This is a genomic window from Terriglobus albidus, assembly GCF_008000815.1.
Lineage (GTDB): Bacteria > Acidobacteriota > Terriglobia > Terriglobales > Acidobacteriaceae > Terriglobus > Terriglobus albidus_A.
The window spans coordinates 1653658-1674641 of sequence record NZ_CP042806.1 but is presented as its reverse complement, the minus strand read 5'-3'; the positions used below and the strand labels follow the sequence as shown (position 1 = coordinate 1674641).

The 20984-nt window shown below is 59.3% G+C and carries 19 protein-coding genes; 15 read left to right on the top strand and 4 right to left on the bottom strand.

The window, feature by feature from the left end; all coding sequences use genetic code 11:
- Positions 1 to 37 precede the first annotated feature (37 nt).
- Positions 38 to 1780 carry a DNA polymerase/3'-5' exonuclease PolX gene (gene polX / locus FTW19_RS06685; protein WP_147646897.1) on the top strand — a complete coding sequence of 581 codons (1743 nt, stop codon included), beginning with the start codon at positions 38 to 40 and terminating at the stop codon, positions 1778 to 1780.
- Positions 1781 to 1786: 6 nt separating this feature from the next.
- Positions 1787 to 2368, top strand: a complete 582-nt coding sequence (locus FTW19_RS06680; RefSeq protein WP_147646896.1) for a hypothetical protein — start codon at positions 1787 to 1789, stop codon at positions 2366 to 2368.
- 212 nt (positions 2369 to 2580) lie between these two features.
- Here FTW19_RS06680 and FTW19_RS06675 read toward each other — a convergent pair whose 3' ends face one another.
- The gene (locus FTW19_RS06675) at positions 2581 to 3381 is read right to left on the bottom strand and encodes a hypothetical protein (RefSeq protein WP_147646895.1); all 801 of its coding nucleotides are present in this window, start codon (positions 3379 to 3381) and stop codon (positions 2581 to 2583) included.
- 84 nt (positions 3382 to 3465) lie between these two features.
- On the opposite strand from FTW19_RS06675, the gene FTW19_RS06670 reads away from it, so the two are divergent.
- The 3 genes from FTW19_RS06670 to FTW19_RS06660 all read left to right on the top strand — a co-directional run bounded on the left by FTW19_RS06670 (position 3466) and on the right by FTW19_RS06660 (position 7034).
- Positions 3466 to 4503 carry an FAD-dependent oxidoreductase gene (locus FTW19_RS06670; protein ID WP_147646894.1) on the top strand — a complete coding sequence of 346 codons (1038 nt, stop codon included), beginning with the start codon at positions 3466 to 3468 and terminating at the stop codon, positions 4501 to 4503.
- Between the two features lie 70 nt (positions 4504 to 4573).
- Entirely contained in the window at positions 4574 to 5719 is a 1146-nt protein-coding gene (locus FTW19_RS06665; protein ID WP_147646893.1) for a citrate synthase, read from the top strand.
- A 256-nt stretch (positions 5720 to 5975) separates the two neighbouring features.
- Positions 5976 to 7034, top strand: coding sequence for a hypothetical protein (locus FTW19_RS06660; RefSeq protein WP_147646892.1), 1059 nt, complete (start codon positions 5976 to 5978; stop codon positions 7032 to 7034).
- A 245-nt stretch (positions 7035 to 7279) separates the two neighbouring features.
- On the opposite strand, the gene FTW19_RS06655 is transcribed toward FTW19_RS06660, so the two are convergent.
- Positions 7280 to 7885 (bottom strand): DinB family protein, encoded by a 606-nt coding sequence (locus FTW19_RS06655; RefSeq protein ID WP_147646891.1) that lies wholly within the window; start codon positions 7883 to 7885, stop codon positions 7280 to 7282.
- A gap of 74 nt (positions 7886 to 7959) precedes the next feature.
- Between FTW19_RS06655 and FTW19_RS06650 the strand changes: the two genes are divergently transcribed.
- Positions 7960 to 9141, top strand: coding sequence for a cysteine desulfurase family protein (locus FTW19_RS06650; protein WP_147646890.1), 1182 nt, complete (start codon positions 7960 to 7962; stop codon positions 9139 to 9141).
- Between the two features lie 219 nt (positions 9142 to 9360).
- Positions 9361 to 10485 carry a tRNA 2-thiouridine(34) synthase MnmA gene (mnmA, locus tag FTW19_RS06645; RefSeq protein ID WP_147646889.1) on the top strand — a complete coding sequence of 375 codons (1125 nt, stop codon included), beginning with the start codon at positions 9361 to 9363 and terminating at the stop codon, positions 10483 to 10485.
- 112 nt (positions 10486 to 10597) lie between these two features.
- Here the strand turns inward: mnmA and FTW19_RS06640 are convergent, their stop codons facing one another.
- Together FTW19_RS06640 and FTW19_RS06635 are read right to left on the bottom strand one after the other, a co-directional pair.
- On the bottom strand, positions 10598 to 11158 hold the full coding sequence (locus FTW19_RS06640) for a hypothetical protein (protein WP_147646888.1): 561 nt from the start codon (positions 11156 to 11158) through the stop codon (positions 10598 to 10600).
- Between the two features lie 75 nt (positions 11159 to 11233).
- Positions 11234 to 11605 (bottom strand): YtxH domain-containing protein, encoded by a 372-nt coding sequence (locus tag FTW19_RS06635; RefSeq protein ID WP_147646887.1) that lies wholly within the window; start codon positions 11603 to 11605, stop codon positions 11234 to 11236.
- A gap of 292 nt (positions 11606 to 11897) precedes the next feature.
- Here FTW19_RS06635 and FTW19_RS06630 point away from each other — a divergent pair, with 292 nt between their 5' ends.
- The 8 genes from FTW19_RS06630 (at position 11898) to FTW19_RS06595 (ending at position 20884) form a co-directional block, all read left to right on the top strand.
- Positions 11898 to 12968: a BON domain-containing protein gene (locus FTW19_RS06630; protein ID WP_147646886.1), complete on the top strand. Its 1071-nt coding sequence runs from the start codon at positions 11898 to 11900 to the stop codon at positions 12966 to 12968.
- A 250-nt stretch (positions 12969 to 13218) separates the two neighbouring features.
- A complete protein-coding gene (locus FTW19_RS06625; RefSeq protein ID WP_246153617.1) occupies positions 13219 to 14955 on the top strand; it encodes a glycoside hydrolase family 57 protein in 1737 nt (578 codons plus the stop codon).
- Between the two features lie 148 nt (positions 14956 to 15103).
- Positions 15104 to 15904, top strand: coding sequence for a hypothetical protein (locus FTW19_RS06620; RefSeq protein ID WP_147646885.1), 801 nt, complete (start codon positions 15104 to 15106; stop codon positions 15902 to 15904).
- On the top strand, positions 15901 to 16539 hold the full coding sequence (locus FTW19_RS06615) for a class I SAM-dependent methyltransferase (protein ID WP_246153616.1): 639 nt from the start codon (positions 15901 to 15903) through the stop codon (positions 16537 to 16539). Before FTW19_RS06620 ends, FTW19_RS06615 begins: the two co-directional genes overlap by 4 nt.
- A gap of 19 nt (positions 16540 to 16558) precedes the next feature.
- Positions 16559 to 18574 (top strand): M1 family metallopeptidase, encoded by a 2016-nt coding sequence (locus FTW19_RS06610; RefSeq protein WP_147646884.1) that lies wholly within the window; start codon positions 16559 to 16561, stop codon positions 18572 to 18574.
- A 2-nt stretch (positions 18575 to 18576) separates the two neighbouring features.
- Positions 18577 to 19557, top strand: coding sequence for a hypothetical protein (locus tag FTW19_RS06605; protein ID WP_147646883.1), 981 nt, complete (start codon positions 18577 to 18579; stop codon positions 19555 to 19557).
- A 293-nt stretch (positions 19558 to 19850) separates the two neighbouring features.
- On the top strand, positions 19851 to 20333 hold the full coding sequence (locus FTW19_RS25720; RefSeq protein ID WP_147650109.1) for an IS630 family transposase: 483 nt from the start codon (positions 19851 to 19853) through the stop codon (positions 20331 to 20333).
- Positions 20285 to 20884 carry an IS630 family transposase gene (locus tag FTW19_RS06595; RefSeq protein WP_147646881.1) on the top strand — a complete coding sequence of 200 codons (600 nt, stop codon included), beginning with the start codon at positions 20285 to 20287 and terminating at the stop codon, positions 20882 to 20884. Before FTW19_RS25720 ends, FTW19_RS06595 begins: the two co-directional genes overlap by 49 nt.
- The last annotated feature ends 100 nt before the right edge of the window (positions 20885 to 20984 follow it).

Genomic DNA, 20984 nt, shown 5'->3' with positions numbered 1-20984 from the left:
GACAGGGCTTTGTCCAAGCCTTGTCCGCTTTTGATTCATGGAAAACGTCACAATCGCCCGCCTGTTGGATGAGACCGCCGATCTACTAGAGATCGACGCTGCCGACCCATTCCGCATTCGCAGCTATCGCCGCGCCGCTGAAGCCGTCGAGCAGCAGACCACGCAGCTCGCCACGCTCGTCGACGAACCGAAACAACTGCTTGCCATTGCCGGCATCGGCAAAAGTATGGCGTCGAACATTGTCGACCTGGTTAAGTCCGGCTCCATGCCCCTGCGGGAGGAGCTGCTGGCCAAGTACCGGTCCACCATGCTTGAGCTGCTGAAGCTCCCCGGCATGGGTCCGAAGACCGTCGCCCTCATCTGGAGCGCCCTTGGCGTCGCCGATATCGACAGCCTGGAGACCGCCGCCAAAGAAGGCAAGCTAAATGATCTGCCGCGCTTTGGGCAGAAGCAGGTCGACAAGATCCTCAAGGGCATTGAGGACTTCCGCAAGAACACCGGTCGCTACCGCATCGACGATGCCACTGCCACCGCGGAGCGCATCGCCGCGCTCATCCGCGAGTTTCCCGGCATCGACACCGTCACCCCGGCCGGCTCGCTGCGCCGCGGCCGCGAGACCGTCGGCGACCTCGATCTCCTTGTCACGGGGCCTGCCTGTGAACCCGACTGCGTCGCCGCGGTCGTCGATCACGTCGCCGCTCTCCCGCTGATTGCGAACCTCATTGCAAAAGGCCAGAACAAGGTGAGCTTCAACATGCGCAACGGCCTGCAGGTGGATGTGCGGATGCTCCCCAAAAGCAGTTACGGCGCCGCACTGCAATACTTTACCGGCTCCAAGATGCACAACGTCGCACTTCGCCAGCGGGCCATCAAGATGGGTTACACCCTCAGCGAATACGCACTTGCCCGCATGGACGACAGCTCGATCGTTGCCTCGGCCACCGAGCAGGAGATCTACAACGCCCTCGGCCTCGACTACATTCCACCCGAACTGCGCGAGAACAACGGCGAGATCGAAGCCGCCCAGGCTCACACCCTTCCCCGTCTGATCGAACTCGCCGATATTCGCGGCGATGTGCACTCCCATACCATCGCCAGCGACGGCCGGCAGACCATCCGCGAGATGGCCGAAGGCGCCCTCGCCAAGGGCTACAAGTTCCTCGCCATCACCGACCACACCAAGAACCTCGCCATGACCAACGGCCTTGACGATGCGCGGGCACTGGAACATATCGCCGCCATCCGCGAGGTTGACCGCGAGTTGGAAGGCCGCATCCGTGTCTTCGCCGGCATCGAGGTCGATATTCTCGGCGACGGCGCGCTCGATCTGGAAGACAGCACGCTGGCACAGATGGATGTCGTCATCGGCTCTGTCCACACGCTCTTCAATCAGCCGTATGAGGAGATGACGGCCCGCATCCTGCGTGCCGTCGAAAATCCGTATCTGCGCATTCTCGGACATCCGACCGGACGCAAGGTGATGGCGCGCGAAGCCTATACCTTCGATCTGGAGCGCGTGCTGCGGCGCTGCGCCGAGCTCGGCGTCATGGTGGAGCACAACGCCGGCATGCCTCGCCTCGATCTCAGTGACCGCAATCTGCGCCTTGCGAAGGAACTTGGCTGCCGCATCTCCGTCAATACAGATGCGCACGCTGTCTCCGATTTCGAACAGATGCCCTTTGGCATCACCCAACTGCGCCGCGCCTGGCTTACACCGGCCGACGTAATCAATACCTACTCGCCGGAGGAGTTTCTTGCGGCGTTACGACCCAGGCCGTGAGGAACGATGCACGAAATTAAGTTTCACCAGACCCACCGACCTTTCCGTCACTTTCTGTGGCCCATCGCCATTGCCTTCGTGGTTCTTGCCGCGGTCGGCATCGGGATCTATGTCCGCAGCCCGCATGCACCGGCAAAAGTGAGCGTGACCCACGTCGCCGCAGTGCCGACGACCGTTACCTACTCCAACGACGTGGGGACACTGAAGCTGCTCGGCAAGACCGACACCAACGAAAACACCCTCTACGTCCTGGCGATGGTGAAGGTGCACAACAACCTCAACACTCCGGTCTTTGTGAAAGACCTCACCGGAGCACTCACCATGCCCGATGGGTCAGAGCTACTGACAAGCGCCGTCGAAAAGGACGATGTCCCGGCCACCTTCACGGCCTTCCCGAAGGTGAAAGAAGCCGCTGACGGCAAGCCTCTACTGCTGCGCGAGACCGAAGTCCCCGGCATGAGCGACAAGGAGGGCCTGGTCCTCCTCGGCTTCCGCGATGCCACCCAGCAGACCTGGGATCAGAGCAAGCACGCCGCAGTCAAGATCGCGCCCTACCACTACGACCCCATCGTGGCCGAGCTGAAGTAGCCATACAACTCGAATACGGTGGGAGCCTTGGGCTTCAGCCCAAGGTATAACGATCCATAAAGAAATGGGCTTTAGCCCTGGGCTTTTGTTCTGCTGAACAGAAACAGCCCAGGGCTAAAAGCCCTTCTTTTGCAAGGTCGGTATCAGCGGGCTGAAGCCCGCTGATACCAGACGGTTGCCTTCGAAACTCCGCCGACTCAAACTACATCCATCTAGCTCTTCGGCGTCGACAGATACCCGCTGATCTGGTTCTTCGCCACACTGTTCACCACAATCTCAAACAATGCCGGACTCTTGCCGGAGTAGAACTGCACCGGCTCCATGATCGTCTTGTCCTTCTTTTCGATATTGCGGTCATCGGACGAGATCACCATCGTGTACTTGCCCTTCTTCTGGTCGACCTTCTTCAGCTGCACCTTGATGGTCGACAGCAGTGTCGGCTGGCCGCCCTTCTGCAGCGTGAACTCGAAATAGCTGCGGTCACCCTTGTGCTTCAGAATCTCCAGCTCGTCGTGGTTCTTCGCAATCAGTCCGCTCATCACGCCGGCGTCGCCGACAACGCGCTGCAGCTGGCTTTTGGTGGTGTCCAGATCGGCTTTGGTGCTGGCGACATCTGTCTTCACGCCGCCCACATCCGTCTTCACACCGCTTACTTCGCTCGATACCGCGCTTACCTGCTTGTCCGTCGCCTCCTGTGCGGCGATCAGCTTCGCGTCGGCAGCCTTCTGCGCCGCCAGAATGCTCTGCGCGCGCTGCTCAAGCTGTCGCTGCGTCAAACCGACGCTGGCTCCCAGAGTCTCCGTGGCGGCTTTCAGGCGTGCATTCGTCGCCGTGAGCTTGTCGTTCAGATCAGCGTTCGCTGCTTTGGCCGCGGCCAGATTCTTCTCCGCCTCGCCGAGGTGGTTCTGCAGCCCGTAGCACCAGATCAGCGAGGCGATCCCCAGCGCCAAGGCGATGAAGACCACCGCAATAAAAGCTCCGGACATCTGCCTCTGTTCAATTTCTTCACTCATATGCGTCCTAAGTTCTCCTTAGCCTTGGGGCAAAGTATAGCCTTGCCCCGCCCGCTGAGATAGACGAGTTTCTACAATGACCGTATGCAGCAGGTAGATGTAGCCGTCGTAGGAGCAGGAGTCATTGGGCTGGCCGTCGCGCTGGAGCTTCGCAGCCGCGGGCTTTCAGTCGCTGTCGCCGACAAAAGCGATCCGGTCAGGGAGGCGAGCTGGGCTGCCGGCGGTATGCTCGCCGTTGACGACCCGGAAAACCCCGCTCCTCTGTGGCCGCTCTCCGCCTGGTCGCGCGAGCTCTATCCCGAGTTCCTTGCGCGCATCGAACAACAAAGTGCTCTGAGCGTTCCCATCCGCACCCATCGTGCCCTGCAGGGCTCCCACGAAGGCAGCTCCTCCCTGGAGGCCCTTAATACGCTGAAAGAGATCGGCCTCTCTCCCGAGGGACACGCCTGGGCACTCCAAGTGGAAGGTTCACTCGATCCGCGCGACCTCGGCGCAGCTCTCCAAGCTGCATGCGCCAATACAGACGTCTCAATACGATCCCACTGCGCGATCGACACGCTCGCGCGCGACGGCGCCGGATGGCGGCTGCAGAGCGGCAGCGGCGACATCCTCGCCTACCGCGTCGTCCTCTGCACCGGGAGCTGGGCCGGGCCGGGCAATCTTCCCGTCTTCCCCCGCAAAGGCCAGATGATGGCCGTCGAGATGGATGCACCGCTCGATACCGTCGTGCGCACACCGGAGATCTACCTGATTCCACGAGGCGACGGACGTGTGGTCATCGGCGCCACCATCGAAGATGCGGGCTACGACAAGACCGTACACAGCGCCGACATCGCTGCCCTGAAAGCCCGCGCCGTGAAACTGTTTCCACCGGCAGCGCAGGCGCCCATCGTCGAAACATGGGCCGGTCTTCGGCCGGCGACCCACGACGGCATGCCGCTGATCGGCGCTATCGAAGAAGGCCTCTACGCCGCCACAGGCCACTATCGCAATGGGATCCAGCTCGCTGCCGCAACCGCCCGCGCCATCGGTCTGCAACTGTCCGGAGAGCCCCTTCCGGTCGACATGCAAGCCTACGCCGTAAATCGCACATTTGGGCCGGTATTCGCACAACCGTCATGACAATCCTCGCGGCGCTGCGCTATAACCGTTAGTACTAAATTTACGTTTCCTCACGGGAGTAGAGTTCAGCATGACCACGATGACCGCCGCACCCAAAGGCCTGGAAGGCATTATTGCCGCGAACTCTGGCATCTGCTGGATCGACGGCGACGCGGGCGTTCTGTCCTACCGGGGAATCGATATTCATGAGCTGGCTCCGAAGTCCACCTTCGAAGAGGTCACTTATCTTCTCTGGTTTGGCAAGCTGCCCTCGAAGAGTGAGCTGGCTGACTTTGCGAAGAGTCTCGCCGAGGCACGCAGCCTGCCTCCGGCTGTCATCGAGTTCCTGAAGACCGTCCCGAAGGATGCAACTCCGATGGAGGTGCTGCGCACCGCCGTCAGTCTGCTTTCCATGTATCCCGAAGGCAATGACCCCGATGAGAAGAGCGTGATGCACGACGCCAACGTCATCAAGGCCTTCCGTCTCACCGCGCAGATCGCGATGATTGTTGCGGCGTTCGATCGCATTCGAAAAGGAAAACCTGTGGTCGAGGCCGATAAATCGCTCTCGCATGCCGCAAACTTCCTGTGGATGCTGAATGGCGAGAAACCGACCGAGACCGCAATCCGCACCTTCGACGTAGCCCTGATCCTCCACGCCGACCACGAGCTCAACGCCTCCACCTTCGCCGCCCGCGTCATCGCCGCTACCCTCGCTGACATGCACTCTGCCATCACTGGCGCCATCGGCGCCCTGAAGGGCCCTCTGCATGGCGGAGCTAACGAGGCCACCATGCGCTTGCTCTACGCCATCGACAAGGCCGGCGCCGATCCCGTTCAGTACGTCAAAGACATGCTCGCGCGTAAGGAGAAGATCTCCGGCTTTGGCCACCGCGTCTATAAGACGGAAGATCCCCGCGCCACCCACCTTCGCAAGATGAGCGAGGAGCTCTCCAAGTCCACCGGCAGCAAGTGGTACGGCATGTCTCGCGAGATCGAGCTCTTCATCAAGAACGAGAAGAAGCTCAACGCCAACGTCGACTTCTACTCCGCCTCGACCTACACCATGCTGGGCATCGACATCGACCTGTTCACGCCGATCTTTGCCATCTCCCGCATCTCCGGATGGGCAGCGCATGTCATTGAGCAGCATGACGATAACCGTCTGATCCGGCCGCGCGCCGACTACATCGGGCCGGAGTATCCTGCAACGTACATACCGATTGACCAGCGGTAACCGTCATCGGGCCGGAGTATCCGGCGCCGTATACACCGATCGAACAGCGCTAAAGCATTTTCCCTGTAGGTGTAGTGTGGGGCTTCCGCATCTATGGGCGTTTTCCGCGATGAAAACGCATCTCCACTCCGCTTCCGGGATACCCAGTAACAGGGAAAATGCTCTAACCAGCCGGAGGAAATCTCCTCCGCGATTTTCGTTGCCATTCCCCGCAGCCCCGGGGTAGCCTTCCTCTAGGTCCCCCTGGAGTACCTATTTGCACGTCGTTCGAACGATTGCGGGTCTTTGCCTGTTGCCCATCGGCCTTGTCTCTGTCGCACGCGCACAGAGCCTATCGGCGCAGGTTCCTGCCTCAACGGCTGTCAGTTCCTCCCTCACTAATTCCAGCTCGACGGCAGATGATGCTCTTGATGATGCAGTAGCTGCTGAACTGGCAATGGCTGTCGCACGGGAAGGCTATGATCCGGAGCAGTTCCAACCCCAGGATCGCAACGTTCTGAGTTTTAGTCTCATCTCCTCCTCGATCCATAACTCTGTCCTTGGATGGACCCAGATGACGACCCCGGTCGTGGCGTATCGCTTCAATCGTCACTGGTCCGTAGACCTTTCGGTTCCGGCGTTCTTCAGCATCCACAGCTACGTCGCCAACACAACCACGACCGCAGCTCCTCCGCCGCCAGGCAGCGCCAGCGAACCTTCCATCATTTCCACGACGACCTACAAACTCGAGACGCTGCGTCACCTCGTTGGAGACACCTCGCTCGCAGCGCGTTACACCACTGACTTCGGCCGCGCCTTCACCTATACAGGTTCGGCAACCATGTCCCTTCCTACGGGAGCTGACAGCTACGGCCTCGGCAACGGTCAAGTCACGTACAACTTCAACCACCGGGTGGACTACAGTACCCATTGGGTCGCTCCCTTTGTCGAGACCGGCATTGGCGACACTTCCAGTCTGATCGATCGCGAGATTCAACGGACCTACACGACCATCGGCCACATTGCACACTTCCAGGCCGGCTCTCAGTTTCTTTTACCGTTCCGCAGTGCCTTCACGGCCTCGGCCTACGAAAATCTCCCGATCGGCGACCAGAAGATCTACCGTCCCGTGCGGGTGAATCATGCATGGGTAGAGCGTGCAGTTGGTGTCAGTCTCGCAGAAGATAATGGCGTCGATACCATCCTCGAGATTCCCGTGAATCGCAATGTCATCATCTCCGGCTTCTACAGCCGCAGCCTGAGACTGAAGTACGACACCACCGGCATATCTGTGACCTGTTCCCTGCGCAATCCGTTCAAGCACCGCTCCTACTGATGTATCGACATATTTGTCGCAAGTTAATTGGGATTTTTGGGCGTTCCTTGCCCACCCGAACTCCGTGAGAGTGGGCACCCGGACAATATAAGCACCAGCAGTGCGCTCTATGGCTCGCCAAGCCGGGGTGCCCCTCGCAACGGTAGGGTGGGCGGGGAACACCAAAGCATCCTGGACAGACTACATACGCCGCAATGCAAAGAGGGCACAGCGGTCGCCGTGCCCTCTCATATGCTCAAAACAATCTACTTATTCGCCGGATTCGCCGGAGGGCGTCCGCTGCTTGCCGGAGGGGCTACACCGACCATACGACCCCACACGACCATCTGTCCGTACTCATCGCGAATGTGGATCACGCCACCTGCAAGGCTGATCAACTTCGTCGACGCCGCACCGCGGCCCGCTCCCTCAAAGGCATTCGCAGCCGTAATCGAAGCAGCAGCCTTATGGCCGTATTCCATCGACTCCTTCGCTGCCTTTACGATGGCATCCTTCTCGGTCAGCTTGCCGATCGTGGCGAGCTTTTCCTGATCGGGCTTTTCACCCAGCACCGGAGCCCAGTAGAAGTAATTTGCCTGGATGGTATGGGTTACCAACTGAGCGAACGTCCGTACTCCTTTGAAATCAACTGACTCGGGCGCCTTGAAGAGGCTTGCTGAGGGAGCAAAGCTGTACTTGTCCGCCGGCATGGCCTCAATCAGCGCGATGAAATCCTTCTCCGTGTTGGAGAGCATGAAGTCTGCCGCCTTTGCCGGTTCTACAGGGCCCTGAGGTGCCGCCGGGGGCGCCTGTCCGAACATGGTTGTGGAGCACAGCGCCGCCATCGCGATCGCCAAGATCTTACTTTTCATTGCCTCTCCTTTGGGTATTGCGCGCAATCAGGCTAGCATCCGTATCGAAGGGCGTCATCTCTTAGAATGGAGTGATGCGCCGGATTTATCTGGATGCCAACGCGACCACGCAGGTGCTGCCCGAAGTGCTGGAGGCAATGCTCCCCTTCTACACGCAGCGCTTTGGCAATGCCTCGTCGATCCATCAGCCGGGACAGCAGGCCCGAGCTGCGGTGGAACATGCGCGCGCATCTGTGGCGGCACTGCTGCACTGCCGCCCGGCGGAGGTGGTCTTCACCAGCGGAGGCACGGAAAGCGACAACCTTGCTCTCTTTGGCGCACTGCAGCCCGCCAGTGAGATCGCGCGCGGCGACCATCTGATCACCAGCGCCGTCGAACACCATGCCATTCTGAATGCCGCCGAAGAGCTGGAACGACGCGGCGTCGAGCTCACGGTCCTGCGCCCTGACCGCGCCGGCATCATCTCCCCTGAGAGCCTGCGCTCTGCCATGCGGCAGAATACGCGCCTGGTCTCCATCATGCTGGCGAACAACGAGACGGGTGTCATACAACCGATCAAAGAGCTCGCGGCCATCGCTCACGAAGGCGGAGCACTCTTCCACACCGATGCTGTCCAGGCCGCCGGCAAGCTTGAGATCAACGCTAAGGATCTCGGCGTCGATCTGCTCTCCATCTCTGGGCATAAGATGTACGCTCCCCAGGGAACAGGCGCGCTGTATGTGCGCCGAGGCCTCCATCTACGCCCGTTGCTCTACGGCGGAAGCCATGAGCGCCAGCGCCGTGCCGGCACCGAAAACCTGCCGGGCATCGTTGGTCTGGGAAGGGCCGCCGAACTTGCACAGGAATATCTCCAGACAGGTGGCCCGCAACAGCTTGCCCGCCTGCGCGACCGTCTTGAAGCTGGCATCCTCTCCGAAGTTCCGCAGACTGAGATCAATGGCGAAGGTGCGGACCGTGTCGTCAATACGACCAACCTGTACTTCGCGCACCTTGAAGCCGAAGCCCTGGTCATCGCCCTCGATCTGAAGGGTATTGCTGTCAGTGGCGGTTCAGCCTGCCAATCGGGCGCCACCGATCCCTCGCATGTTCTTCTGGCGATGGGACTTTCGCCCGAACGCTCCCGCGCCAGCATCCGCTTCTCGCTCTCGCGGACGACTACCGAAGACGAGATCGACGCCGTCCTGGCAATCATCCCGGAAGTCGTCTCCCGCCTCCGAGCGCTTTCTCCAGCATGGAAGTCGGCAGTCGCGGTATAGCGTATCGACCAATTCGTTATTAGGAATTTGAGGTATTCCTAACCCACCCTGGCGTTGCGAGGGTGGGGCACCCAGGTTGGGAACTTAGGAGCCTTGGGGCGCTGCCCAAGGCTGATGGTACTTATCGTACCGGGTGCCCCCACCCTCACGGAGTTAGGGTGGGTTAGGAAACCACAGAAGCTCACATTTTCCCTCGAAAATCGGCGAAAATAGAGAAGTATGAGTCAGCAGGAGACCATTGCCGTCGCCATGTCTGGAGGAGTTGATTCCTCCACCGTCGCAGCGATGCTATGCGCCGATGGACACACCGTCATCGGCCTTACCCTGCAGTTATGGAATCAGCGCCGTCTCTCAGGACACGAGGGCATGCCCGAGGCTGTTCAAGGCCGCTGCTGTTCGATCGATGACGTCTACGACGCTCGCCGCGTGGCCGAGCAGATCGGTATTCCGTACTACGTCGTCAACCAGGAGGCGCGCTTCGAGCGCGATGTCGTGCAGCCCTTTGTCCGCGAGTATCTGCATGGACGCACGCCCATTCCCTGCACCCTGTGTAACAACCACCTGAAGTTCGACCAGTTGCTCCTGACCGCCCGCTCCATCGGAGCCGAGCGCATTGCCACCGGTCACTACGCCCGTAACGAGTACGATCCGGTGCGAGATCGCTGGATTCTCAAGCGGCCGGCGGACAAGGCCAAGGACCAGACCTACTTCCTCTTCGGTCTTACCCAGGAACAGCTCTCGCGCACACTCTTCCCCCTGGGCCATATGACCAAGCCCGAGGTGCGTCAGCTCGCCGAAGGCTATTCCCTCGCTCTCGCGAAGAAGCCGGACTCGCAGGAGATCTGCTTCATCCCCGGAGGCGATTACAAGCTGTTCATGGAAGCCTATCTGGAAGAGCAGGAGCAGCCCCTTCCAGACACATCCGGCGAACTGGTCACCAGCACTGGAGAGGTCGTCGGAGCGCATGAGGGCGTGCATCACTTCACCGTTGGTCAGCGCAAGGGCATACAACAGCGGCTGAAGGGACATCAACCGAATCCGTTCTATGTGCTGCAGATTGATCCAGATTCGCACCGCGTCACCGTCGGCACGGAAGATGAGCTGCTGACACACACCATGCGTGTCGGCGATCTGAACTGGATCTCCATCGCTTCACTCGGCGAACCGATGCGTGTGCAGGCAAAGATCCGCCACCGCCACGAACCCGCATGGGCGACTCTGCAGAGGGTTAGTGATGATGAAGTGGAAGTCATCTTCGACGAACCACAACGCGCCGTCACCCCCGGCCAGGCCGCAGTTTTTTATCAGGACGACGAAGTCGTGGGCGGCGGCTGGATCCGCTAAGCTGAAACGCCTGCCACGGAATTGGGTCCCCCGTGCATGCGAAGCATGCGTGGGAGATTCGCGCGTTGCGCGAATCTGGGTGGGAGCCGTGGGGCTCCCGTGCAATACGGCCCTAATCTTCGGTATCGCCCACGCCCGTCGCAACCGACGCGGCAGCATCTCTCCACGTCTTGGCGCGTCCGACCAACGTCTCCAATCCCGCCTTGATCCCATGGATCACGCCGGAGATATGACGCACCGGCACCATGACGGCGTGATGCACCTCGGCGGTCACGCGGCCGACGGTATTGAGGCTGTCGGTTACCGCGTTATCAACCCGGGCTACCTGGGCACGTGTACGTGCAGCAACCTCAGAGACAACAATGTCAAGCTCATGTGCCTTGTCGCGTAGAACGTCGGTCGTCTCGACGAGGTTGTCGGTAATGCGGTCCACCTTCGGCGCAGCCTTATCTACCACGCGCGTGATGTTGTCCATGATGGGGAAGGCCTTGGCCTGCAGCTCCTGGGCGATGCTGAGCAACTGCTTCTGCGTCTTATAGGCGCCTACAGCCATCCCAATCAGCACAAAAGCCTGCAGCACGACGGCCGCGGCAACCACCGCGATGAAAGTGATAAGCAGGTTGGAATGGTCCGTTGCCAGTTGGCTCTGCCAAAGAATGGCTGCTGTAAGCATGGGTAGGCCGCGCTTTCTTTCCGGAAATAGTGACAGGGCTCCGCGCCTCGATGCGGAGCCCCATGCAAGCTGAGTTTACGCTGAGTGGTCGTTGGAAGGTTCTTCGACGGCCGCCCGGCTATACGCCTGCTTCCCCGCGTCTACAGCCGCAGCTACCTTGTCCTGCTGCTCGTGCAGAAAGTCTTTCCCCTTCTCCACATACTCGGTCCACTGACTGCGGCCGCGCTCATAGTACTGGCGGCTGCGGTCAATGTACTCATCCAACTGTTCCTTACCGCGCTCCACATATTGATTGGCCTTGTCGCGGGCTTCCTTGGCGGAAAGCGCGAGCTCTTCACGCGTCTCTTTCCCGGACTTTGGAGCGTACAGCACACCAATCAGCGCGCCGATGCCAAGTCCTGCAAGAAACCAGCCAATTCCGTTCGAGCCGTTATCATTCTCTGCCATTTGCTTCCCTCTTTCCTGAGCGAGATTCGTGTGTGGAACCTTCAAGTTGCGGAGAATCGGATGGTAGCAAATCCCCCTCCGGGCGGCAAACCTCGCCTGTATCGCGCACAAAGCTCCTGCTTAATGAGGATGCTACTCGCATCGGCGAGGTTTACCCATAACATTCCCTTTCTTATGACAGAAACATCAGGGATAAACTTGGCGTCTAAGATGAGTGACGACACATACTCCCCGGAGCTCGCCGGGAAATCGCAGATCAGGACGCACATCCCGCGTAAGGAGAGGGATTTCCATGAATTTTGAACATATCCACCACACTCTTCGCACCACCGGCCTGGCGCTTGTTCTGGCCATCGCTGTAACTGGATGCAAGAAGGCCGATGCTCCGGCTCCTCCGGATGACAACAGCCTGGCCTCCTCCATCCAGAGCAGGATCACCTCCGACTCCGCACTGAGCGCGGAACAGATTCAGGTAGGCGTCTCGGGCGGCGTCGCCACGCTGAGCGGTAATGTCAGCAATGCGGCTGCCAAAACGTTGGCCTCCAATGACGCGGCTGCTATTCCCGGCGTCAAGACCGTCATCAACAACCTGAACGTTCAGGCTCCGGCCCCAGCGCCGGCGCCGGTTGCCGCCGCTCCTGAACCCGCTCCGGTACGGCCCGAGCGCGAGAAGAAGCCGAAGCCCGTCATCGTCGAGCGTCAGCCTGCTCCGGCCCCAGCACCAGCACCGGCCCCTGTAAGACAAGCTGCGGCACCTGTTGTTCAGGCTCCACCACCGCCGCCGCCGGCGCCTACGACAAAGACTGTGACGGTTGCTGCCGGAACTTTCCTTCCGGTACGCATCACGCAGGGTCTGGACTCCGCGACCACTCAAACGGGTGACTCCTTCACGGGCGTCATCTCCAACGACATCATCGTCGATGGATGGGTTGCGCTGCGTCAGGGAACTCCGGTCAGCGGACGCGTTGTGGAAGCGAAAGATGCGGCTCACTTCAAGGGAAGCTCACTGCTCTCCATTGAGCTGACCAGCGTCTCCCGCCGTGGCGAGCGTATCGCGGTCTCCACCGAAGCCTTCAGCAAAGAAGGCGCCGGACGCGGTAAGAACACCGCCACCAAGGCCGGTGTCGGCGCAGCAGCTGGAGCCATCCTCGGCGGTATCTTCGGCGGGGGTAAGGGCGCTGCCATTGGTGCAGCCGCCGGCGGCGCAGGTGGCGCAGGTGTCAACGCCATCACCAAAGGTCAGCAGGTACAGATCCCCACTGAGTCGCTCATCCGCTTCCAGCTGACCAACGCGTTCACGGTCCAGGCAACACCCGCGGGAGCATCGAGCAACGATGACTCCACGCGTCACCCGATGCAATAACTCGTTCTAAGACGTTTCATTAAAGGCTCCGGATCCCTTCGTGGATCCGGAGTTTTTTCTTGTCACTGACGTCTGTCGGCAACCGCGCAGGTTACAACGCCGCTCCATCAATCTGCGTCTATCCAATCGGCCACGAAGGTGAGATTTTCGTGTAGTAGACTCGGAGCAATGCTGTCCCGGAGGGAAGCTCCCTTCTCTAGAGATACAAAACGAACCACCTGCAACCAAGACTTGTACGAGGTCTACCGCCTTGGCATCGCCGAAGAAGCCTGCAGGATTTCTGACATTTACGTTGCACTCTCATCTACCGTATGTGGTCAACCACGGTACGTGGCCACATGGTATGGAGTGGTTACATGAAGCAGCGGCCGAAACCTACCTTCCGTTGCTGCGCGTCCTTGGACGTCTTGAAAAAGACGGGTTAGCCCTGAAGGCGAACATTAATCTTTCGCCGATCCTCCTTGAGCAGCTCGCGCACCCTGTCTTCCGAGCTGAGTTCCCAAAGTATCTCGATCGCAAGATTACCGCCGCAACGGAAGACGAAGCTTTCTTCATTCAGGGCGGCGAGACACACTTCGCGGAGACCGCCCGCTTCTGGCGCGCGTTCTTCCTGGAAGCGCTGGATGACTTCAACGCTCTCGACGGCGACATCATCAAAGGCTTCCGTCACTTCAATGACAAAGGTCTCATTGAGATCATCACCTGCGGCGCAACGCATGGGTACATGCCTCTGCTGGGTACCGATGAAAGCGTACGTGCACAGGTCCGCACCGCTGTTGCCACCCACAAGCGCCACATCGGCAAACATCCTCGCGGTATCTGGGTGCCTGAGTGCGGCTATCGCCCAGCCGGTTTCTGGAACTACCCTGTGCCCGATGCCGATGGAACTACGCATCCCGGCTACGATCGTATCGGTGTCGAACAAGCTCTCAGCGAATCGCAGATCGAGTACTTCTACGTCGATACTCATCTGGTCGAAGAGTCGGAACGCATTCCTTCGCCCTACGAGTTGCTCAACGGACAGGTGCCGCGTGACGAAGCCACCATCCAGATGACTTTCAATAACCACCGCGGACTCTATCAGCCGTATTACGTCGATGGTCCCTACGACAAGCGTTACGCCGCCACCATCTTCCCGCGCGATCCGCGCACCGGCCTGCAGGTCTGGTCGGGCGAAACCGGCTATCCGGGCGATGCCAACTATCTCGACTTCCATAAGAAGCGCTGGCCGGGTGGCCATCGCTACTGGCAGGTCACCGGTCCCAAGCTCGATATGGCTTTCAAGATGCCATATTGGCCGCAGGAAGCCGCCGAAAAGGTCAAGGAACATGCCAGCCACTTTGTGCACCTCGTCTTTGAAGCGCTGAAAGACGGCTTCAACGATTCCATCCCGCCGATTCTCTGCGCGCCGTTTGACGCCGAACTCTTCGGGCACTGGTGGTTCGAAGGTCCGCTCTGGCTCGAAGCCATCGCCCGCACGCTGGCCGATTACCCCACCGGGATCGAGCTCATCACCTGCTCCGAGTATCTCGACAAGTACCCGCGTGCCGGCTTCATCTCGATGCACGAAGGTTCATGGGGCGCCGAAGGCACCAACGACGTGTGGATGAACCCGGAGACCTCCTGGACCTACAACCACATCTATCCCGCCGAACTGTACACCCGCGACCTCGCAACCGCCGGCAAGTGGAAAGACGGTGGTCTCGGCGAACGCATCATGAAACAGCTCTGCCGCGAGTTGCTGCTGCTTGAGTCTTCTGACTGGCAGTTCCTCATCACCACTGGAGCCGCACGCGACTACGCCGAAAAGCGCTTCAACGTGCACAAAGATCAGTTCCTGGAGATGAAAGGCATCTGGCAGGCCTTCGAACAGAACAACGCCCTTAACGAAGTCCAGGACCGCCGCCTCTCCGAACTCGAAATCAGGGACTCCGTCTTTCCCGACATCGATCCCAGCTTCTGGGCCGCAGGCGCTAAAGCCAGTTAACAGTTGCCGGTTACCGGTTGCCAGTTGAGGAGGATGGCAGTTACTGCCATCCTTCTTTGCTTTACCCTTAAAAGAGGGTAAACACGCACGAATGCGCCTCTGAGGCGCGTCTTCAACTGACAACTGGTAACTGGCAACTCTTCTCTCTATGGCTGTCGCACTTCCCACACTCCCGACGCACCGTTACAGCGTCCTCCACCGCTGGCATCTGCTTTCGCTTGATGCTCCGACGGTCGCTGTCGTGTGGACTCTTGCGGCGGCTCGCATCACCCACCACACGCTTTCCTGGTATGTGCCTGGAGCCATGTTCGTCGCGGTATGGCTGGTCTATGTCGCCGATCGCCTGCTTGATTACAGACAGGGCGAAGAGCTCGAAGCCCGGCACCGCTTCCATGGCCGCTTTCACCGCCGTTTCGTGATCGCCGCCATGATTGCCCTGCCTGCGCTTCTGGCTCTGATGTGGAAGATGCCCGCGCGCGCGTTGTTCGCCTACATCCTGCTGTGCGCTCCACTCGTCCTCTACTTTGCCGCCATCCATAAGACCCGCCTTCGCCAGAAAGCTCCTAAGGAGGCCGTCGTCGGCATCTTCTTTGCAGCAGCGGTCTTTCTACCTGAGTTCTTCACGCCGCGCGTGGCTATTGCCACCACCTTCTTTGCGCTGCTTTGCTGGCTGAACTGTGTCGCCATCCATCGCTGGGAGAATCCGCAATCGTCCAACTGGAGCGCACGTAACTTCCGTCTCCTCGTCGTCGTCCTGGCCACCATCTGTGCTCTCACCCCGTTCTCTCCCGCACCGCATCCCTTCGCTATTCTGAATCTGTGCACCGCAAGCTCCGCGCTTCTGCTGCTGGCGCTGGACTGCACCCGCCGGCCGATCTCCTCGGTCACGCTGCGCGCTGCGGCCGACGCCGCGCTACTTACCCCGCTCATCCTCTTCTTTCTGCGGTGAACGCCACCCCCAACTTCGATCGCATCGCGCGGCTCTACCGCTGGATGGAATGGTTCAGCTTCGGCCCGCTGCTGCATCGCACGCGCAGCGCATGGCTGCGTGAACTTCTCGAAAGCCGTAGCGCTCTTGTTCTGGGCGATGGCGATGGCCGCTTCACACGTGATCTACTCAGCGCGAACCCACAGATGCACGTTCATGCCGTAGACCTCAGCGCGGCCATGCTGCAGGAGCTGCGCCTCCGTTGCACACCGTATGCAAATCGCCTCGTGACCACCCAGGCCAATGCACTGAACTTCGTTCCCGATGCCGCATACGATCTTGTTGCCACACACTTCTTCCTCGACTGCCTCTCTACGACAGAGGTAGAGCAGCTCGTGCAGACCCTACTACTTTCCCTGACAGACAATGCCCGATGGCTGGTCAGCGACTTCCAAATCCCGCAACAAGGCGCCATCCGTCCCATCGCGGCGCTGGTAACCCGCACTCTCTACGCGGCCTTTCGTCTCCTGACCGGTCTCCGCGCCAACCGCCTTCCCGACTATGCCTCTTTGTTACAGCGTGCGGGGATGGTCTGCATCCGAAGACGTGTGTTCCTTGGCGGCATCCTGATCTCGGAGCTATGGCAACGGCTCTGAAGCGCATAGAATTCTTGGCATGAGAAAGACCCTCTTCCTTGCTCTGCTTTCTCTTGCCACTGCGCTCGGTGCACAGACATCCATTGCGACCAACTCGCCTACGCCCTTATCCGAACGCGTGGTGCAGTACACCATCGACGCACAGATCGACCCGGTAAAACACACCGTTGACGCCAGCGAAACCCTCACGTATCGCAACCTTACTGGCCAGCGGCTGACGAACTTCCCCTTCCATCTCTACCTCAATGCGTTTCAGCAGCAGTCCACCTTCGCACGAGAGACTGCGGAGAGTGGCGGCTTCCGCGAAGTAGAGCGTGAGTATCCCGAACATCGCCGCGGCGAGATCCGTATCGTCTCCGTTACTGCCGATGGCTTCGGTGACCTGACCTCGGCACAACGCTTCACCGCGCCCGACGATGGCAACACCGCCGATCACACTGTGATGGAGATTCCGCTGCCTCATCCTCTCGAGCCTGGCGAGACCATCACCTTCCACATCGCGTTTCACGACAAGTTTCCGGAGTCCATCGCACGCAACGGCTACAAGCGCGACTTCATGATGGGCGGCCAGTGGTTCCCAAAAGTCGGTGTCTTCTGGCATGGCGCGTGGAACTGCCATCAGTACCACGCGACCACCGAATTCTTCTCTGACTTCGGCTCCTACAACGTAAAGCTCACCGTACCTGAGAACTACACCGTCGGCACTACAGGCGTCTCCACCGGTATCACCCACAGCGGCGGAAGAAAGACGATGTCGTTCTACGCGGAAGATGTCCACGACTTCGCATGGGCTGCCTCACCGCACTTTACTGAGACCACAGAGACGTATCTCTCAGCCATGGGCCCTGTCCGCATCCGTGTCCTTGCCCTCAAATCGCATCCCCAGGCCGGACCACGATATGCCGCCATTCTCCGCCAGACCATGGCGAAGTTTGAACAGTGGTACGGCCCTTATCCATACAAGCAGATAACAGTGATCGACCCCGAACCGGGCTCCGCAATGGAAGGCATGGAGTACCCCACGCTTATCACTGGAGGAACCGACTGGTGGGAGCCTTCATGGCTTCACTTGCTTGAGGTCACGGCAGAACACGAGTTCGGCCATCAGTACTGGTACGGCATGGTCGCTACCAATGAGTTCGAAGAAGCCTGGCTTGATGAAGGCATCAACTCCTACACCGAGGTCAAGGTCATCGAATCGCTCTTCGGGAAAGACAAAGGCATTCTCGGCGGAACCTATGCCAGTGCCGGGGAACGCGATCTGCAACGCTACGAATACACCTTTGTCCCTGACTACGACCCAATGACGCGCTTCGCCTATCAGTTCTACGATGAGCGCTCGTACGGCGGCGTTACTTACGGTAAGACCGCTACAGCCCTGCTCACGCTTGAGGGCATCATTGGCGAAGACACCATGCGCGAAGCCGTGCATCAGTACTTCACCAAGTATCGCTTCAAGCATCCCACCGCCAAGGACTTCCTGCAGGAGATAGAAAACACAGCCATTGCAAAGAACCGTGTGTACCACATTGCGCAACCCTCCGGTTCGTTCTGCGGTACCTGTGCTCACGCGGCTGCCATCGAGGTCGCTCCGGCTCTGCACGCTTACTTCCAGCAGGCCATCTACGGTACCGCGGTTCTCGACTACGCTGTCGATTCAGTCACCACACAACCATTCGAATGGTGGAAGCCAGAACCTGCAGATCCCAAACAGACCGACTATCTCAGCACTGTTGTTCTTCATCGCAAAGGTGACTTTATTCTTCCTGTCAGCGCGGAAGTGATCTTCGACAACGGCCTGCATTCACAACTCTGGTGGGATGGATCTGACCGCTGGCAGAAGTTCACCTTCAAACAACGGGGCGCCAAGGTGGTCTCCGTGGAGATTGATCCGAACCACACCGTTCTACTCGATAAAGACCGGTTCAACAACAGCTACCAGGTCACGCCGCATGGCACAGCAGCACGCAAGCTGACAGCCATCATCCTCTTCCTCGAACAATGCCTCAGCCAGGTTGCGACATGGATCGTGTGAGCATGGAAACCAATCGCCGCCCTCTGCTTCTGCCCGGTCTCCACATGGCGCTACACCACTGGAGGGCCATTGCCTGGACCTATGCGCTGCAGCTGCTGCTTACAGTGCTCTTCACACTAGGAGTCCACCACCAGCTTGCGGCTCTACTATCCCACTCCCTCGTATCAACGCGGCTTACTTCGGGCTTCGATGTGACGCTCCTTGCGGAGGTCTTCCGGGGCATCAGGCAGCCTCCTTACGCAGGCCGGCAACAGTGGTACCTCTCCAGCTTTGTCTTTGCCATCGTCAACCTCATCCTTACCCCCGGTGTGCTCTATGCCTATGTGACAGGAGAACGCGCCTGCTTGCACCGCCTGCAATATCAGGGCTTCCGCTATTTCTGGCGGTTTGTGCGTATCGCTCTCGTAGCGGTCATCCTCTTCACTGCCGTGCTCAGCCCGCTCGCATCGCTGCGTTCTTTTGTCAGTGATCGTCTTGACGCCGCCGGCGTCCTTGGCAAACCGCACTTCCTGGCCGTGCTGCCGATGACACTGCTTCTCCTGCTGGTCGCCTGCCTGATTCGCCTCTACTTCGACCTGGTAGAGGTCTATGCCATTCAGCTTGGTCTCAATAACGAGTACCGCGTATACAAAGCCTATGCGCCGGCGTGGGACGCTCTGCGTTTCCGCTTCACCGGGCCGTACCTTGCATTTACCTTTCTGACCTTCGCAGGCATCGCCTGTATCGCAGCCGCGGCCTGGCTCGCCATTCACCGTCTCGCCGCTCCCGGCTCACTCGGCATCTTTCTCCTGCTGCAGAGCGGCATCCTGCTCGATCTTGTCACCCGCTTCTGGCAACGCGCCGTCGAAGTTCGCCTGGTAGAAGATATGCCTGCGAACAACCCAGAACTCAACGAAGATCCACCGGCTCCGGTTCCCATCTCCCCATGGCCCAGGCCGAATCCCTTTCCCCCACATCCAGAGCCTGAGATTCCGGAGAGCTAGGACGTGCTACGTAACAGCCGTTGCGCGTTGCGCAACTATTTCGCGCCGAAGGCGCGGATGTCTTGCTTAAGGGCACGGCTTTCAGCCGTGCCGTACTCGTATGCCGCACGATGGCGGCTTCAGCCGCTGAGGGCAATGTGGTGGAAAAGCAAATTTCTCCGCTTCGCGACGAAACGACAAACAGAAAATGCGGGGCGAAATGTTGTACTTCGACCAGAATGAATTCGACCTCTGCGGCTATTGCTTCCTGCACAAATAATGTCCTATTCTATTATCCGAGCAGTCGAGGAGGCATGATGCGTCCAGTCGGCAGTCCGGAGGAGTTGGAGCGCAAGCGTCAACGCGCGATCACACTCATCGAACAAGGCATTACCCAAGCTGAGATCGCGCGTGTTCTGGGAGTAGAGCCGCGCAGCGTGCGGCGTTGGAAGCATGCGTGGACCGAAGGAGGCCGTGAGGCGTTAGGGGCGACTCGGGCGACCGGCAGGCCACCGCGTCTGAGCGCGAGGGACCGGCAAAAGCTGGAGAAGCAACTTCTCAAGGGGGCTGTCTCTGCTGGTTTTCCGACTGATCTATGGACTTGTCCCCGGGTAGCCGACTACATCGAGCGAACCTTCGGGGTTCAATACCATGTCGATCATGTTTGCCGCCTGTTGCATGGGATGCACTGGAGTCCACAAAAGCCAGTCCGCAAAGCTGTTGAACGCGATGAAGAGGCGATCCAGCAATGGGTCAAACAGGACTGGCCCGCTCTCAAAAAAAAGCGCACCGGCTGAAAGCCTGGCTGGTTTTTCTCGATGAGAGCGGCTTTTTGCTGGCTCCCTTGGTGCGGCGCAGTTGGGCTCCTTCCGGCCAAACACCGGTGATCTATCAGCGCGGACGGCATCACAAGAAAGTCTCTGCTATCGCTGCACTATGTGTTTCTCCGGAGCGTGACGAGGTTCGACTCTACTTCCGTCTCTATCCGGGAGGCGATGTCGATTCCACACGCGTGATCGACTTCCTGCGCGCACTCAACCACGAGTTGGCCGTCAACTGGTGCTTGATCTGGGACAGGCTCAATGCCCACCGCTCCAAGCAAACCAGCCGGTGGCTTGCCGGTGCACAACGCCTGCGGACCTCCTTCTTCCCTCCCTATGCTCCTGAGCTAAACCCGGTCGAGTATCTCTGGTCATGGACCAAGATCAATCCCCTCGCCAACCGCGCCTTCTTCGACATAGACGACTTGGCGGTTGAAGCAAGACATGCCGCCCGATCCTTGCAACACAAACAATCCCTGCTACGATCCTTCGTGCAACACAGCCCTCTTCTTCTACGCCTCAAATAGGACTTTAGTTATACAGGAATCAATAAAGCCGCACGTACTCTCACGTCAATTCGGCACGGCTGAAGCTGTCTAGTCTCCAGAGATGGTTTACAGTTTGTCT

Excerpts from the sequence above, each read along its gene's own strand:
- polX (WP_147646897.1), top strand. The coding sequence starts at position 38 with ATGGAAAACGTCACAATCGCCCGCCTGTTGGATGAGACCGCCGATCTA.
- FTW19_RS06680 (WP_147646896.1), top strand. The coding sequence starts at position 1,787 with ATGCACGAAATTAAGTTTCACCAGACCCACCGACCTTTCCGTCACTTT.
- FTW19_RS06675 (WP_147646895.1), bottom strand. The coding sequence starts at position 3,381 with ATGAGTGAAGAAATTGAACAGAGGCAGATGTCCGGAGCTTTTATTGCG.
- FTW19_RS06670 (WP_147646894.1), top strand. The coding sequence starts at position 3,466 with ATGCAGCAGGTAGATGTAGCCGTCGTAGGAGCAGGAGTCATTGGGCTG.
- FTW19_RS06665 (WP_147646893.1), top strand. The coding sequence starts at position 4,574 with ATGACCACGATGACCGCCGCACCCAAAGGCCTGGAAGGCATTATTGCC.
- FTW19_RS06655 (WP_147646891.1), bottom strand. The coding sequence starts at position 7,885 with ATGAAAAGTAAGATCTTGGCGATCGCGATGGCGGCGCTGTGCTCCACA.
- FTW19_RS06650 (WP_147646890.1), top strand. The coding sequence starts at position 7,960 with ATGCGCCGGATTTATCTGGATGCCAACGCGACCACGCAGGTGCTGCCC.
- mnmA (WP_147646889.1), top strand. The coding sequence starts at position 9,361 with ATGAGTCAGCAGGAGACCATTGCCGTCGCCATGTCTGGAGGAGTTGAT.
- FTW19_RS06640 (WP_147646888.1), bottom strand. The coding sequence starts at position 11,158 with ATGCTTACAGCAGCCATTCTTTGGCAGAGCCAACTGGCAACGGACCAT.
- FTW19_RS06635 (WP_147646887.1), bottom strand. The coding sequence starts at position 11,605 with ATGGCAGAGAATGATAACGGCTCGAACGGAATTGGCTGGTTTCTTGCA.
- FTW19_RS06630 (WP_147646886.1), top strand. The coding sequence starts at position 11,898 with ATGAATTTTGAACATATCCACCACACTCTTCGCACCACCGGCCTGGCG.
- FTW19_RS06620 (WP_147646885.1), top strand. The coding sequence starts at position 15,104 with ATGGCTGTCGCACTTCCCACACTCCCGACGCACCGTTACAGCGTCCTC.
- FTW19_RS06610 (WP_147646884.1), top strand. The coding sequence starts at position 16,559 with ATGAGAAAGACCCTCTTCCTTGCTCTGCTTTCTCTTGCCACTGCGCTC.
- FTW19_RS06605 (WP_147646883.1), top strand. The coding sequence starts at position 18,577 with ATGGAAACCAATCGCCGCCCTCTGCTTCTGCCCGGTCTCCACATGGCG.
- FTW19_RS25720 (WP_147650109.1), top strand. The coding sequence starts at position 19,851 with ATGATGCGTCCAGTCGGCAGTCCGGAGGAGTTGGAGCGCAAGCGTCAA.
- FTW19_RS06595 (WP_147646881.1), top strand. The coding sequence starts at position 20,285 with ATGGGTCAAACAGGACTGGCCCGCTCTCAAAAAAAAGCGCACCGGCTG.